This is a genomic window from Parafannyhessea sp. LCP19S3_B1 (genome assembly GCF_052121955.1).
Classification (GTDB): Bacteria; Actinomycetota; Coriobacteriia; order Coriobacteriales; family Atopobiaceae; genus Parafannyhessea.
Genome location: NZ_JBQKDH010000001.1, coordinates 134,611 through 148,672, shown reverse-complemented (window position 1 = coordinate 148,672; position 14,062 = coordinate 134,611). Strand labels below are relative to the sequence as shown.

Below are 14,062 nucleotides of genomic sequence, written 5' to 3'. Positions count from 1 at the left end.
TTCCAGAGAGGCAGGTATCCCTTGTTCCGAGGCGAGCGTCGCGCAAAGATTCTTGACCTTCTCGACCATTACGGTCGAGTGGAGGTCGACGACCTCGCGTCCCGCTTTGGCGTGGGAGTGGACAGCATCCGCAAGGACCTGCAGGCGCTTGCGAAGGAAGGCAAGTGCAACCGCGTGTATGGCGGCGCCACGCGCATTGGCGAGAAGGACGAGGCGCCTTCGCCGCAGGGCGCCCGCGGCGCCACGCAAGGCGCCATCCCCCAGATGCCCGTCGCCTCGCTGAGCGACGAGGACGCCGGCAGGCTTGCCGTCGCGAAGAGGGCCTACCTCGAGATTCACGACGGCGACTCCATCTTCCTCGACATATCGCGCACGAACACCTTCCTCGCCGACCTCATCGCCCGCGGCGACAAGCAGGTCATCGTCACCACCAACATGATCGAGGTGCTGCAGAAGCTCTCGAACCTCAAGCACGTCACCGCCCTCGGCACGGGCGGCTACCTCAACGTCCAGCTCAATGGCTTCGTGGGCGACACCACCATCAGCATGCTCGAGCCGCTGCTCTTCTCGAAGGCGTTCATCGGCGCAAGCGGCGTCAACCTGGACCTCGCGGCAGTCACCTGCAACAACATCGACAGCGGCTCCGTAAAGGAGCGCGTCATTCATAACGCGTCCTACAAGTTCCTCCTTGCGGACGCAAGAAAGTTCGAGGTCAAGGGCCTGTTTCGCTTTGCCTCGCTCAAGGACTTCTCCGCCGTGGTCACGGATTCCAAAGACCCCGTCGTGCTCGACTCGCTCCGACGCATGGGCATACCCACGTACCGCTCGCTCCCCCTGTAGCCCTCGCGCGCAGCCTCCGCGCGTGGCGCCCGCGGCGAGAAGAACGGGGGCCCGCACTCGGCAGGCCCCCGTTGGTTTGCGCTTTATATATATGTGCGGCAGCGTCTACGCGCGAAGCGTCGTGCGGCCGTAGGCCTTCTGCCAGTTGGCGGTGAACTCGTCCACCGCGATCTTCACGCCGGGGTGGCCGATCATGTTGTACGCCACGTCCACCGGCAGCGTCACGGCCTGCATGCCCGCCGCGATCAGCGCGTGCACCTGGTCCGTGTTCTTGAACGAGGCGCCAAGCACCTTCGTCTTGGAGTTCTGCATCGCGAGCATGTCCACCAGGTCGCAGACGTCCTGCATCCCGCCGCCGTAGTTGCACATGCGGTTTACGTAGGGCGCCAGGTACTCCGCGCCGTTGTGCGCCGCCATGAAACCGGCGTCCGCGCTGTAGATCGAGGTCGCCAGACACTGGATGCCCTCGGACTCCAGCTGCTTGATGGCCTTGAGGCCATTGTGGCTCACGGGGATCTTCGGGCACATGTTCTTGGGCCTGAGCGACGCTATGAAGTGCGCCTCGTCCAGGATGCCCTGCAGGTCCGTGGATACCACCTGCATGAAGATCTTCTGCTCCGGATCGAAGTAGTCGATTATCTTCTGCACGGCAACCAGCGGGTCCTCGCCGGTCTTCGCCAGGATGCTTGGGTTGGTGGTGACGCCCTGCACGTTCAGGATCTGGTCCAGCTCCTTGATTGCGTCGATGTCCGCGGTGTCAAGGTAGAGCTCGAAGTCGTCCACGGGGTCCTCCCTTTCGTTTGCCTTTCGCCTCATGCGCTTTCTCAGCCCCATTCTATATTGCTTTCAATCGGTTTGCGCTACGTTTCAAGGTTGATTTTCGTATAGTTTTACCTGCGTTTTTCTCGCTCGTTCCTTTACTTCTGCTACCTTTTGTCTGTACGTGACTATCGTTTCCTATTGTTTTGTATCGAGGTGCCATGTTCGCGCGAGAAAGACAGGACGCCATAGTCGCACTCGTCTCGCAGCGCGGGCGCGTCACGGTGTCGGAGCTTGCGCAGAACTTCCGCGTCACGCCGGACTGCATCCGCAAGGACCTGCGCCGGCTCGACGGGGAGGGTATGCTGCGGCGCGTGTACGGCGGCGCCACGAGCGTCGCGACCGCGCCGGAGCACGACCTGCGGGGGCGCCTGGGCGTCCGGCCAGAGCAGAAGCGCGCCATCGCGCTCAAGGCGTACGAGCAGATCGTGGACGGCGAGACCATCTTCATCGACATCTCGACCACGACGCTCGCGCTCGCGCGGCTGCTGGCACAAGGCCACCGGCGCTGCGTCGTGGTCTCCAACGGGATCGACGCGCTGCAGTAGCTCTCCGCCAACGAGGGGCTCACGGTCATCGGCACCGGCGGCAGCGTCAACCGCGAGTTCAACGGGTTTCTGGGCGCGGCGACCTGCGCGATGCTCGAACCGATCAGCTTCGACAAGGCGTTCCTGGGCGCGCTTGGGGTGGACCTCGCGCGTGGCTCCGTGAGCACCTTCGACATGGACGACCGCCTTGTGAAGCAGACGGTCATGCGCAACTCCGCGCATCGCTTCCTCTTGGCAGACAGCAGCAAGTTCGGCGTGCGGGGCACACATCGCTACGCAAGCCCCTCTGACTTTGACACCGTGTTCATGGAGAGGGAAGATCCCAAGCTCAGGGCCCTTGCAAAGGCCAAGGGAGCGCGTTTGGCGTAACGTCCGGAAATGCTTTCCATCGCCGGGCCAACCCCCTGCCGAAGACGTTTTTTCGCCCGCAAGACCAACGCGTCCAGTCTGGGTATACTCTGCCTACAGACCAACCTCCCACAGGAAGGAAGCCCCATGCCGCTTGCCATTGTCATCATCGCGATCGTGGTCGTGCTAGCGCTCTGGTTCATCTCGCTCTACAACGGGATCGTCCAGAAGGACAACCGCTGCGACAACGCGTGGCAGACCATCGACGCCCAGCTGCAGCGCAGGAACGACCTCATCCCCAACCTGGTGGAGACCGTTAAGGGCTACGCCGCGCACGAGTCCAAGACGCTCGAGGCCGTGACGCAGGCGCGCTCCGCCGTCATGAGCGCGACCACGCCCGAGGGCAAGATGGAGGCCTCCAACGTCCTGAGCGGCACCCTGAAGTCGCTGTTTGCCGTGGCAGAGGCGTACCCAGACCTCAAGGCGAACGCCAACTTCCAGCAGCTGCAGGCAGAGCTCGCAGAGACGGAGAACAAGATCGTCTATGCGCGCCAGAGCTTCAACGACTGCGTGCTGGAGTACAACAACGCGATCGAGACCTTCCCCGGCAACATCGTGGCCGGCTCCAAGTTCAAGACGCGCCAGGGCTTCGAGGTGACGGACGCCTCCGCGCGCCAGGCCCCGCAGGTCAAGTTCTAGCGTCGCAATACCAGCGTCGCAATCGCATCAAACTTTCCCCAAGGGGAGAAGGACGAGCCGCCGCGGCCGTTCTTCTCCCCTTTTTGCGCGCGGTTTTGTGCACCTTGCATTCTGCTTGCACTACCGTTGCAGAAACCTGCCCGTTCGCGTGTACAATACGTACGGTTTTCATGGCTCGCCACACAGGCGGGCGCATCTGCAGTCTACGAGAAGGGTCATTGATGAAACCTCGACCTCACAGTCGATGACCCTCGGGCGTGCCCAGTTGGTAGCGCCGGAGGGTGGTTCTGGAGTCGCCGCGCCGCGCTTCCGGCGCGCTGCATACCAACTAAGGAGCACGCATGATCTATCTGTCCCAAATGCTGGGCAATCCCGTTTACGACCTCGACGGCGAGAAGATCGGCAAGGTGAACGACCTTGGCATCGCCACGGGCGAGGTGTTTCCGCGCGTGACGGCGCTTGCCGTGGAGGGCCCCGGCAAGACGCCGCTCATGATCAGCTGGCGCAAGTACGTGGACTCGTTCGACGACGACAAGGTGCAGCTGAAGGTGGTCGCGACCGACATCAGGTTCTCGTACCTGCAGCCGAACGAGGTCCTCGTGGCGCGAGATCTCCTGAACAAGCAGATCGTCGACACGCGCGGCCTGCGCGTCGTGCGCGTGAACGACCTGAAGCTGAGCGACACGAGCTCTTCTCAGCTGCGCCTGCTGGGCGCTGAGGTAGGCATCCGCGGGCTGCTGCGCTCTATTTCCCCCGGCTTCGAGCGCGTGGTGCTGAAGATCTCTCGCGCGCTGGGAAAGCCCATCCCCGAGAAGATCATCGCGTGGAACTACATGGACCTGCTGGACAGGGACCTTTCCAACGTGAAGCTTTCCGTATCGCACAAGACGCTGGACGACATGCACCCCGCGGACATCGCGGACATCCTGGAGCGGCTTGACCCGCGCCTGCGTGGGCAGGTGTTTGCCCAGCTGGACGACGAGCAGGCCAGCGAGACGATGGCCGAGTTTGACGACGACGCCATGGCCGCCGAGATCATGGGCGACATGGAGGAGACGGACGCGTCGCGCATGCTGTCCGAGATGGACCCGGACGACGCGGCGGAGCTCGTGAGCGAGCTGGACTACGACAAGGCCGAGAAGCTGCTGCGCCTGATGGGCGTGAAGGAGCAGAAGGCCATTCGCCAGCTGCTGGGATACCGCGAGGACACCGCTGGCCGCATCATGACGTCCGAGGTGGTGTCGCTTCCGGAGGACGCGACCGCGGCGGACGCCGTCGAGAAGCTCCGCAACCTGGAGGATGACTTCGAGACCGTCTATTACATCTATCTGACGGACGAGGACGGCCGCCTCTCTGGCGTCGTCACCCTGAAGGCGCTCGCGATCGCGAGCCCCACGGACAGGCTTTCCGCCATCGCGATCGACGACGACCTCATCACCGCGAGCCCGGACGAGGACCAGGAGGACGTGGCGGAGGACATCGCCAAGTACAACCTGGTGGCGCTGCCCGTGGTTGACGACAACAAGCGCCTGCTGGGCATCGTGACCGTGGACGACGCGCTCGACGTCCTGGAGGACGAGCACGCGGAGGACCTGCGCATCGCCGGCGCCACCACGAGCGACTCCGACGACCACCGCAGCCTCGAGGGCCTGGTATGGCTCATGCGCAACGAGGCGTGGTTCTTCTTCTGGATGGTGGGCGCGGCCGCGCTGGCCACGTTCTTCTCGCCCACCCTGGGCGCCGCGAACGCGCTGCTGCTGACGACGGCGCTGCCCGTGGCCGTGATCGCCGCGAACGACGCGGCGAGCTACGCGACGAGCTCGTTTCTGGAGTACGACCCGGACGACGAGGACACGCCGTCCACCCTGGGCTTCGTGCTGAAGGGACTGGGGCTTGGCATCGTGTTCTCTGCGCTGGTGGGCCTTGTGGGGATGGCCCTCGTGACGAACGTGCTCGGCAACACCGTCGGCGCGTTTGCCGCTACGTCCAGGGGCGTGAGCGCCGCCGTCGTGAGCATCCTGATATCCTTCGCCAGCATTCCCGTCTACCTCACGGTGCTGAGGAAGCGTGACGAGAAGAACCTGGAGACCTCGGGCATGACGCTTTCCCTGGTCTCCATGGTCATCGCGCTTGTGGTGTTTGCAGTTGTCTGCTGCGTCCTTTTGGGCGTCTGGGGTGCATAGCATGGCGGGCAAGACGGACGCGCGCAGGAAGACGCAGCTGGCAGCCATACTTGCGTCCATGGGGCCGGGGCTCCTGACCGCGTTTGCGGGAAACGACGCCGGCGGCATCGCGACGTACTCCACCACGGGCGCAAGCTACGGGCTGGGCATGATCTGGACCGTGCCCATCATGTGCCTGCTGCTTATAGTGGTGCAGGAGACGTCCGCGCGCATGGGCTGCGCCACGGGCAAGGGCTTTGCGTCGCTCATTCGCGAGCGCTTTGGCGTGCGCGTGAGCGCCGTGGCGATGCTTTCGCTTATTGTGTCGAACTTTGCCGTCACGCTGTCCGAGTTTGCAGGCATCGCCTCTGGCATGCAGCTGTTTGGCGTGCCTCTGCAGGTGAGCGTGCCCGTGAGCGCGCTTGTGACGTGGATGCTGTCCATGAGCGGCTCGTATCGCAGGATCGAGAAGGTGCTCCTTGCGCTGAGCTGCGTCTTCCTGACCTACATTGCGGCTGGCTTCCTGGCGAAGCCGGACTGGCTCGCGGCGTTGCACGCAACCGCGGTGCCCAGCTTCTCGAGCGACCCGCACTACGTGTCGCTTCTGGTGGCGAACATCGGCACCACGATATCGCCGTACATGATCTTCATGGTGTCGAGCAACGTGGTGGAGAAGAACCTGGACGCAAGCGACATCCCCGGCCAGCGCGTGGATAACATATCGGGCGCGATCGCGGCGGAGATCGTCACGTGGTTCATCATCCTCACCACGGGAACGGTGCTGTTTCCCGCGGGCATCAAAATCGACACCGCCGCGGACGCCGCGAAGGCGCTTGTGCCGCTCGCGGGGCAGTACTCGTCGCTCCTGTTTGCGATTGGCCTGGTAGGAGCCTCGTTCCTTGCAGCATGCGTGCTGCCGGGCATCACCGCGAGCGCGGTGTGCGAGGCGTTTGGCTGGGAGCGCGGCGCGGACCGCACGTGGCGCGAGGCACCGGTCTACCGCGGCATCATCACGGCCATCACCATACTCTCCGCCGTCATCATCATGATTCCCAACGTGAGCCTGTTTGGCATCATGATGGTCTCGCAGGTCATCAACGGCGTGATGCTGCCCATCCTGCTGGTGTGCATGGTGTTTATCGCAAGCGACCGCCACGTGATGCGCGGCCACGCAAACGGGCGCGTGTGGAACGGCCTGACCTGGCTCACGATCGTGGCGGTGACCGTGTTCACCATCATCATGTTCGTGCTGCAGGCGCTGGGGTTCTAGCAGGCGGCGCGGGCACGTCGCCTGCCCGCGGGCACGTCGCCTGCTACTTGCTTGCCTTCTTGTACTCGTCCATGAACGAGCCAAACATGCTGCCCATCTTGCCCAGCTCCTTGCCGACGGCGCGTGCGGCTGCGTCAGAGGTGGACTTCTTCTTGTTGGCAGGCTTCGCGGGCGCCTTCTTTGCCGCCGGCTTGCCTGCGGCTGCCGGCCTTGCGGGCCGCGGCTTTGTGGCGGCTTCCGCGGCAGAGGGCGCGCCGGCGGCAGAGGCCGTGCCCTTCTCGCCCGCGGGGGCGTACGTCTTCACGTGGTCCGCGCGCTGCTCGCGCTCGTCTTGCGACATGCGCAGCGACGCGGGAGCGCTGGGGGCGGCCACGCTCACGTCTGCCGCCTGCCTTGCGGGAAGCTGCTCCTGCGGCGCCTCCTCCTGCGCGGCATCGGCGCGGGCGTCGTCTATGGCGCGCTTTGCCTTGCCAAGCGCACGGCCGAGCGCGAACGACCCCTTGTCCACGGCGACGGACGCGGCGGCCCCGGCCTTCTTGACGGTCTTCTTGCCAGCCACCTTTGCCTTTGCGTAGCCCTCGCCCGCGACGGCAGCCGCGCCTCCGCTGAGCTTGAGGTTGGCCGCCTCGGGGTCGACGATCATGTAGCCCTTGCTGTAGCCGCGCACCATGTCCGCGGGAATCTCGAGCGAGCCCACGAGCGACTGCGCAACGCTGCCGTCGCCCACGCAGAACCTCTGCACCTTGCCGGTGTGCGCGTCGAACGCGGCGTTGTTGACGTAGCCAAGGTCCTTTCCGTCCGACGTGCGGGCGTCCATGCCGGTCCACATGATGCACGCGTCCCAGTCGATCCCAAGGCGCTCGCGCGCGCGATCGTCCACGCCGTCGCGCTCGTTGGTGAGCAGCAGGCCCTTCTCGATCACGCCAAACGCGTCGCGCGCCATGAAGAAGTCCGGGCGCTTGACCATGCCGGCGATGTCCGGCCGCTTGACGGTGAAGCCCACGACGCTCATGCCGTCCGGCGAGAACACCGCCATGTGCACCTTGCCGAGCTTGGAGTACTTCTCCTCGCCCTTGCGGGTCTTCTTGCCCTTGAACACCTTGAGACCGACGACGTCTGCGACGCGAAGCATCGAACCAACCTCCATGCGCATCGCCCCATGCGGGCACCGCGCCCTAATGCAGCGGGCGTGGTGCAGGGTGCGCACCACGCCCGACTTCCTGTACGTTTGGACGAGAAGGACTACTCCTCGGCGTTGCCGTCCACTACCTCGACGTGGACGCCCTCCGCCTTGGTCTCGCCGGCGGGAGCGGCGTGGTCGCTTGCGGAGACGACTTTGTCCGCCGCGGTGTTGACGACGTCCTGCACCTGGGAGGACGTGGTGGTCACCGCATCGGACAGCGAATCGCGCAGCTGCTCCATGCGCTCGCGCGCGAGGTCGACCTTCGCGCGGAGCTCGTCTGCCGTGACGTCCATGCCGGGACGGGAGCCGATCTTCTCGCTCACCACGCGGGAGCCGCGCTCGTAGGAGTCGACCGCGGTGTCCCAGGCATCGTTCATGGCGTCTGCCGCCATGGCCCGGCTCTCCGCGCCGGAGCGCGGTGCCAGCAGGATGCCCGCCACCACGCCAGCCGCCGCACCAAGAATGCCACCCGCAACGAATCCGAATGCGCCCTTTGCGCTCATGTCGTCCTCCTTCAGAACCTGGCATGCGCCAGTCATCCTACTATCCAAACGAGCCTTGCACTACTGCACTACCGCACACGTGGTGACCGTAGGACGCCGCCTGCGCAGGTTTTCTCTATCGTACCCTTTGGGGACCGGGAATATGCCCCTCGCTCTCCGAAGTGTTCGCTGCATCGGGCAGTGGCTCCGCATCCGCGGGCGACGCCGGCTGGCCGGGCTCGTCCTCCCACGGCGCCGCGTAGCGGGCCTCAGGCTCTGGGGCGGGCTCGTCGTTGGGGGCGGGCTGCGGCGCCGGGGCCGCGTCCTTCTCGCCCGCGTCGGGCGCGCCAGGCGTGGCGTCGGGCTCGGTGTCAGGCTCGGGCTCGGTGTCGGGATCGGGCTCCGCCTGCGGCGCAGGCGCGACGCCCTCTGGCTGCCACTCGATGACGGCCGCGTCCGGCAGGTCGCGGGACGCCTGCACGGCCTCCGGCGACTCGCGGCCCTCGTCCGGCATGAGCACAGTGGTGCGGCGCTCGGCCTCGCGGGCGACCTCCTCGAACAGGCGGTCCTCCTCCGCGCGACGAGCGGCCTCCGCAGCCTCCTCCTGCTCGCGGCGGGCACGTTCCGCCTCCTGGCGCGCGGCCTCCTGCGCGGCACGCGCCTCCTCCTCGGCGCGACGGCGCTCCTCCTCGAGCCTCGCGCGCTCGCGGGCACGCTGCTCCGCGCGCTCGCGCGCCGCGGCCTCCGCCTCGGAGCGCGCCACCTCGATCTCCTCCTCGCGCTGGGCGATCTCCTGCTCGCGCATCGCGAGCGCCTCCTGGTACTCGCGCTGTACGTCTGCCAGGATCTCGCCCTTGACCTTCTCCTTGTAAGAGGTTCCGGGCTCGTCGCCAAGCGACGCGACAAGGTTCCTGAGACCGTCGACCGTCGCGTCCACGTCCGGCACGGGGTCGCCGCCGTCCGTGTACGCCCAGTCCAGAATCCACACCGCGCTCAAGAGCGCCGCGACGGTGAGCACGTCGTCCTTGCAAGAGATCTCCACGTCGAAGCTGCGCGGGTCGCCCTCGATGGGAAACGTGCGGCCGGAAGTGATGTCGCCGGCGATGTCCGTCTGCGCCAGGAGCTCCACGGTCACGTGCTCAAGCAGGTGGGCGAGCTCGGTGTTGCCCATGCACGCCTTGAACGTGTCGCCGGCATCGCCCAGGCAGGCGTGCTCGATGATGTGCGGAAGAAGCCGATAGACGCGCGTGGTGCCCTGCAGGTCCTCGCTCGTCATGAGCGGGGCGCCGTCCGCCATGCGCACGCGCGCAGTGAGGTTCTCTGGCCCAATCTCTACGCGCTGGATGTCCATGAGCTGTGCCATCGGGTTTGACCTTCCGCCTGTATTCACTCGAACGTGACTCTCATTGTAGTAAAACTGGGGCGCGGCACGCAGGTCTTGCGCGTACCTGCGCAGAAAGGCGCCAGGTTTGCGGCCGGGCGTCAGTCGGACGCGTCCGCGTCCTTCTCGCCCTTGGCGCGGCGCGCGTCCTTCTCGCCCTTGGCGTCGTCCGCGGGTTCCTGCTTGGGCTCCGGCGCCGTCACGCGCAGCATGGCCAGGCGCCGTCCGCGCATGGACTGCACGCGGAACGTGTAGCCGTCCTTGTGGAAGACGTCGCCGGGGCGCGGCAGCTTGTCCGCAAGCTCGAGCACGAAACCGGCGATGGTCTCGTACTCCTCGCTGTCCTCGATGGGCCAGCCAAGCTCGATGGCGTCGTCGATGGAGAACCTGCCGTCCACGAGCCACTCCCTGTCGGAAAGCTGCGTCAGGTACTTGTTGTCCGGGTCGAACTCGTCCTCTATCTCGCCCACGACCTCCTCCACGATGTCCTCCACCGTGATGATGCCGGCCGTGCCGCCGTACTCGTCCACCACGATGACCATCTGGTCGTGCGCGGTCTGCATCTCGGACAGCAGCGGGATGATGTCCTTCGTGTCGGGCACGTAGTCCGCCTCGCGCATGTGGCGCACGATGGGCTCGTCCTTCGCTCCGTTCAGGATGGGGCCGATGATGTCCTTGATGTGCGCGATGCCCACCACGCGGTCCACGGAGCGGTGGTAGATGGGCAGTCGCGAGTAGCCGGTGCGCCGCATCACGTCCAGGGCCTCGCCCAGCGTGGCCGTGTCCTCGATGAGCGTCATGTCCACGCGCGGCACCATGACCTCGCGCGCGATGGCGTCACCCAGGTCGATGACGTCGTGGATCATGGACTTCTCCGTGTCCGTCAGCTCGTCGGAGTCCGTCACCATGTAGCGGATCTCGTCCTCGGACACGTCCTGGCGGTCCTCGGGGCTCTTCACGTGCATGAGCTTCGCAAGGCCGTTCGCGCTTGCGCCCGTGAGCCATACCAGCGGCCGCGCGACCGTCGCGAACCCGCCGATGGGGCCTGCCACGCTCTTCGAGACCTTCTCGGCCTCGCTCATGGCGATGCGCTTGGGCACGAGCTCGCCCACCACGATGGAGAAGTACGAGACGATCAGAGTGATGAGCACTGTGGCCAGCGCGTTTGCGCCGCCCGAGGACATGCCGAAGCCCTCGAGCCACCCCGCGAGCGGGCCGGAGAGGTTCGTCGCGGCAAACGCGGACGAGAAGAACCCGACGAGCGTGATCGCCACCTGGATCGCCGCAAGGAAGCCCGTGGGGTCGTCGATGACCTCCGCGGCCTTGGCCGCCTTCGGGTCTCCCTCCTCGGCCTCGTGGTCGAGGAGGACCTTCTTCGCAGTCGAGAGCGCCATCTCGGACATCGAGAAGTAGCCGTTTACCAGTGTGAGCAGGAACGTGACGATAATCGAGAGTGCTATGTCCATGCGCGTCCGCGCAACCTCCTAGCCAGATGCCAAGCGCCGCCGAGCGCGGCGCGATGCGACTTGGGCCGCAGTAGTGACAATTCTACCCGAGCCGCATCCGTGCAGACGCCGTTATCCGCATTGGACGTGGGGTAACGCCACGTATTTGCGGCGAATTCCCACAACGGGCAAATGCGTACCTCTCTCATGGCACTTCTGGCATCCATTCGCGCAAGCGCACGGGACGGCGCCAAGTCGCACCCAAACACACGGGGCGGCCCCGCAACGCGGAAGCCGCCCGTCTTCTCAAGCTCGATACGATCTCGCCAGCCTTGGCCCGCAGCCCTACTTCGCCAGGTCCACGATCTTCTGGCGCAGGTCGTCCAGGTAGGCCTGGTCGGGAATCCAGTTGCATGCCAGGGTGCCCAGCGGCAGGTCGAAGCCCACGCCCTCGAGCTCGGCCGCGATGTTCTTCGGGCCAAGCGGCGCCCAGCCGTAGCTGCCAAACGGGATGCCCACGCGACCCTCGTTCTTAGGCGAGAGCCCCTTCATGTACGTCAGCAGCTCCGCCATCGGCGGCATCATCTGGCTGTTCAGCGTGGGCGAGCCCACGGCCACGTACTTGCAGTCCAGGAACTCCTCCATCACGTCGGATATGTGGTTGCACTTCACGTCCATCAGGCGCACCGGGACACCGGCCGCCAGGAAGCCGTCGGCGATCGCGTGGGCCATCTTGTCCGTCGAGCCCCACATGGAGTCGTACGCCACCAGCGCCTTCTCCTCCAGCTTGCCAGAGGTGTACACGTTCTCGTACGCGTCCAGGATGTCCGCCACGTGGCTGCGCCAGCACACGCCGTGCGCGGGCGCGATGATGTCGATGGCGTCCGGGCCAAGCTTGCGCACGGCCTTCACCGCGTTCGAGGCCTGCATGCGGTACGGCTGCACGATGTTCGCGTAGTACTTACGGGCCTGCTTCATGACCTCGCCCAGGTCATTCTCGTCGTCAAAGCGCTTCGAGCTCGCAAAGTGCTGGCCAAACGCGTCGTTCGAGAACAGGATCTTGTCGTACGCGTCGTACGTGACCATGTTGTCCGGCCAGTGCACCATGGGCGTCTGCACAAACGTCAGCGTGCGCTTGCCGATGTTGAGCGTGTCGCCGGTCTTCACGCCCTCGAAGCCAAGGTCGTGGTAGTGCGCGGTAAGGCCCTTCACGCCCTGCGGCGCGGACGCCAGGATGCGCACGTTCGGGTTCAGCCCCTTGATGGTCGGGACGTTGCCGGAGTGGTCCATCTCAACGTGGTTGCACACCAGGATGTCGATCTTCGACGGGTCGATGACGCTCGAGATCCTTGCAAGCAGCTCGTCCTTGAACGTGATCTTCGCCGTGTCGATCAGCGTGACCTTCTCGTCCATGATCAGGTACGCGTTGTACGTGATGCCGTCCTCGGTGCTGTAGCCGTGGAAGCTGCGGGCATTCCAGTCGACGGCACCAACCCAGTAGACGTCGGGCTTTATCTGAACCGCACTCAGCATGGGGAACCCCTCTCGTTTGCGGGCGCGCCCGCGTTGCCGTGCAAGGCGCGCCGCGTCGCCTAGACAGCAAGATGATACGACATCTTACGCGCCGCGCGGCGGGCGAGAAGGGCACCGCCGCACCTGGGCCACGGTCCCCCAGGCGGCCCGCTACAGCAGCATGACCCCCGCCGCCTCGCACGCGGCCACCGTCTGCTCGTCCCAGATGGACGCCTGCACCTCGCCCACGTGCGCCTTCGCCAGAAGCAGCATGCACAGGCGGCTCTGGCCTATGCCGCCGCCAATGGTGTACGGCAGCTCGCCGGCCAGGAGCGCCTTGTGAAACGGCAGCTCGCGCCTGTCGTCGCAGCCTGCAAGCGTCAGCTGACGGTCCAGCGACTCCGGGCTCACGCGGATTCCCATGGAGCTCACCTCGAGCGCGCGGCCAAGCGTCTCGTCCCAAAACAGCAGGTCGCCGTTCAGGTCCCAGTCGTCGTAGTCCGGCGCGCGGCCGTCGTGCGGCTTCCCGCTGCGCAGCTTGCCGCCGATCCCGCGCACAAACGTCGTGTGGTGCTCGCGCACAAAGCGCTGCTCGCGCTCCTCGGGCGCAAGGTCCGGGTACAGGTCCTCCAGCTCCTGGGCGCCCACAAACGTCACGTCGCGATCAAGCTCAACGTCAAGCTGGGGGTACGCCCACTTCAGCTCGTCCAGCGTGCCGCAGATCGCCGTCACGATGCGGCGCACCACCGCTTCCAGGTACTCCGGGGTGCGCTCGTCCACGTCGATAACCTTCTCCCAGTCCCACTGGTCCACGTAGATGGAGTGCAGGTTGTCCAGCTCCTCGTCGCGGCGGATTGCGTTCATGTCGCACACGATGCCCTTGCCCACCTTGAAGTCGTAGCGCCTCAGCGCCACGCGCTTCCACTTCGCCAGCGACTGCACCACCTCGGCATCCTTGCCGATGGCGGGCACATCAAAGCCCACGGGCCGCTCCACGCCGTTCAGGTTGTCGTTCACGCCCGTAGTCGGGTCCACCACCAAAGGCGCGGTCACGCGCACCAGGTGCAGCGCAGCGCACAGCTTCGCCAGGAAGATGTGCTTGATGCGCTCGATGGCGCGCTGGGTGTCGTAGGTGTCCAGCTCGGACGAGTAGCCGGCGGGAATCTCGGTCATGGGCCCTCCTTCGTAGTCGCTCGTGAGCGCATGGTACCCCAGCGGGGCGAGAAGTGCCGCCGCCGTGGCCGGCACGTTAAGCCAATGGCAACCTTTGCGCACGCCGTGCGCCGGGGGCACCGCACCCGCCGCATCGTTTGGGGCCCCCGGCGCGCACGGCGCCGAGGGCCCATCCCCTGCCTCATGTCGCCGCGGCGTGC

The 14,062-nt window shown here is 65.7% G+C and carries 11 protein-coding genes and 1 pseudogene; 5 read left to right on the top strand and 7 right to left on the bottom strand.

From position 1 onward, the window contains the following. Nucleotides 1–21: 21 nt before the first annotated feature. Nucleotides 22–840 carry a DeoR/GlpR family DNA-binding transcription regulator gene (locus tag ACTQWE_RS00630; protein ID WP_441855062.1) on the top strand — a complete coding sequence of 273 codons (819 nt, stop codon included), beginning with the start codon at nucleotides 22–24 and terminating at the stop codon, nucleotides 838–840. Nucleotides 841–945: 105 nt separating this feature from the next. On the opposite strand, the gene ACTQWE_RS00625 is transcribed toward ACTQWE_RS00630, so the two are convergent. Next, complete coding sequence (locus ACTQWE_RS00625) at nucleotides 946–1,656, bottom strand: transaldolase family protein (protein WP_373577269.1); 711 nt, start codon at nucleotides 1,654–1,656, stop codon at nucleotides 946–948. A 164-nt stretch (nucleotides 1,657–1,820) separates the two neighbouring features. Between ACTQWE_RS00625 and ACTQWE_RS00620 the strand changes: the two are divergent. The 4 genes and pseudogenes from ACTQWE_RS00620 (at nucleotide 1,821) to ACTQWE_RS00605 (ending at nucleotide 6,686) form a co-directional block, all read left to right on the top strand. After that, nucleotides 1,821–2,576, top strand: a pseudogene (locus tag ACTQWE_RS00620) (DeoR/GlpR family DNA-binding transcription regulator). A 126-nt stretch (nucleotides 2,577–2,702) separates the two neighbouring features. Next, nucleotides 2,703–3,254 carry a LemA family protein gene (locus tag ACTQWE_RS00615; RefSeq protein ID WP_170103860.1) on the top strand — a complete coding sequence of 184 codons (552 nt, stop codon included), beginning with the start codon at nucleotides 2,703–2,705 and terminating at the stop codon, nucleotides 3,252–3,254. Nucleotides 3,255–3,595: 341 nt separating this feature from the next. Further along, a complete protein-coding gene (locus ACTQWE_RS00610; protein ID WP_441855059.1) occupies nucleotides 3,596–5,437 on the top strand; it encodes a magnesium transporter MgtE N-terminal domain-containing protein in 1,842 nt (613 codons plus the stop codon). 1 nt (nucleotide 5,438) lies between these two features. After that, nucleotides 5,439–6,686, top strand: a complete 1,248-nt coding sequence (locus ACTQWE_RS00605; RefSeq protein ID WP_441855057.1) for an Nramp family divalent metal transporter — start codon at nucleotides 5,439–5,441, stop codon at nucleotides 6,684–6,686. 43 nt (nucleotides 6,687–6,729) lie between these two features. Here the strand turns inward: ACTQWE_RS00605 and ACTQWE_RS00600 are convergent, their stop codons facing one another. The 6 genes from ACTQWE_RS00600 to asnA form a co-directional block, all read right to left on the bottom strand. Next, the gene (locus ACTQWE_RS00600; RefSeq protein ID WP_441855055.1) at nucleotides 6,730–7,818 is read right to left on the bottom strand and encodes a PRC-barrel domain containing protein; all 1,089 of its coding nucleotides are present in this window, start codon (nucleotides 7,816–7,818) and stop codon (nucleotides 6,730–6,732) included. A gap of 110 nt (nucleotides 7,819–7,928) precedes the next feature. Continuing rightward, on the bottom strand, nucleotides 7,929–8,372 hold the full coding sequence (locus ACTQWE_RS00595; protein WP_170103856.1) for a YtxH domain-containing protein: 444 nt from the start codon (nucleotides 8,370–8,372) through the stop codon (nucleotides 7,929–7,931). A 115-nt stretch (nucleotides 8,373–8,487) separates the two neighbouring features. After that, nucleotides 8,488–9,714: a cyanophycin synthetase family protein gene (locus ACTQWE_RS00590; protein WP_441855053.1), complete on the bottom strand. Its 1,227-nt coding sequence runs from the start codon at nucleotides 9,712–9,714 to the stop codon at nucleotides 8,488–8,490. Between the two features lie 119 nt (nucleotides 9,715–9,833). Then, entirely contained in the window at nucleotides 9,834–11,198 is a 1,365-nt protein-coding gene (locus ACTQWE_RS00585) for a hemolysin family protein (protein WP_441855051.1), read from the bottom strand. Nucleotides 11,199–11,522: 324 nt separating this feature from the next. Beyond that, the gene (locus ACTQWE_RS00580) at nucleotides 11,523–12,710 is read right to left on the bottom strand and encodes an FprA family A-type flavoprotein (protein WP_373577261.1); all 1,188 of its coding nucleotides are present in this window, start codon (nucleotides 12,708–12,710) and stop codon (nucleotides 11,523–11,525) included. Nucleotides 12,711–12,860: 150 nt separating this feature from the next. After that, entirely contained in the window at nucleotides 12,861–13,862 is a 1,002-nt protein-coding gene (gene asnA, locus ACTQWE_RS00575) for an aspartate--ammonia ligase (protein WP_441855049.1), read from the bottom strand. Nucleotides 13,863–14,062: the final 200 nt, after the last annotated feature.